Source organism: Blautia glucerasea, assembly GCF_020537505.1.
GTDB lineage: Bacteria > Bacillota > Clostridia > Lachnospirales > Lachnospiraceae > Blautia_A.
Window position 1 is genome coordinate 1 of record NZ_JAJBMO010000087.1, and the last position, 933, is coordinate 933.

General features: G+C 34.4%; 1 protein-coding gene and 1 pseudogene. Both read left to right on the forward strand.

Annotated features, from left to right (window positions below):
- Positions 1 to 33: 33 nt before the first annotated feature.
- Positions 34 to 450, forward strand: a complete 417-nt coding sequence (locus tag LIQ05_RS19345) for a metal-dependent transcriptional regulator (protein ID WP_226822934.1) — start codon at positions 34 to 36, stop codon at positions 448 to 450.
- Positions 451 to 480: 30 nt separating this feature from the next.
- Positions 481 to 933: pseudogene (locus tag LIQ05_RS19350) on the forward strand (DNA-binding response regulator); the annotation flags it as partial.

The following is a 933-nucleotide window of genomic DNA, read 5'->3' on the forward strand; positions in this document are numbered from 1 at the left end:
TGGAGTCTTGCTTAATGGCGAAAGGAGCTGCCTATGAAACTTCATACTGCCGGAGAGGATTATTTGGAGGCCGTGCTTATACTCCAAAAGAAGCTCGGTATGGTGCGCTCTGTGGATGTTGCCCGGTACATGGAAGTTTCAAAACCCAGCGTATGTTATGCAGTAGGAACTTTGCGAGAGGGCGGTTTTTTGACAATGGATGAAAAGCATTATCTGCACCTGACAGAACTTGGCCGGGATATGGCTGAAAAAATTTACGAACGCCATTGTTTTTTTACTCATCAACTTATATCCGTTGGAGTTAATCCACAAATTGCAGAAGTTGATGCTTGTCGTATGGAACATGCAGTCAGTGATGAAAGTTTTCAAAAACTGAAAGAGCATGCGATGAGAGAGATTGCTTCACAAAAAATTGACAATACATTTGATGATTTTCCTGTGAAGAAATAGAAAGTGTTGCTTTTTTTAAATAGATTAAATATGAAAGACACAAAATACAAAATATTAGCATATTTTGACAATCAATCATATCGAAAACTATTCAATGAGGTAAACTCAGATTATGCAGAAAATCTACAAATTTTACTGCATAATTTGAGTTTATTTTCTTATGATGTGCTTATAATAGGAGTGATCCTTTATAAAGAGAACATAAGTAATATTATATCTGCTATTAGAAAAATAACGCAGATACCAATTATTATTTTGACGGATGCTTCCTCTTTATTGTGTATGTCATGGAAAAAAGAATTAATATACGCTGGTGCAGATTGTGTAATGGATATAAATAGCACTATAGAAGAAGTAGATCTGCAGATTTTTTCATTGGCACGACGAAATAATAAACAAAAAATAACTCAAAAGCAGTCCGAAACGATGATTAATAAGGGAAAACTTGTAATGGATCATAAGAAACATAAAGTATTTTGGAAT

Excerpts from the sequence above, each read along its gene's own strand:
- LIQ05_RS19345 (WP_226822934.1), top strand. The coding sequence starts at position 34 with ATGAAACTTCATACTGCCGGAGAGGATTATTTGGAGGCCGTGCTTATA.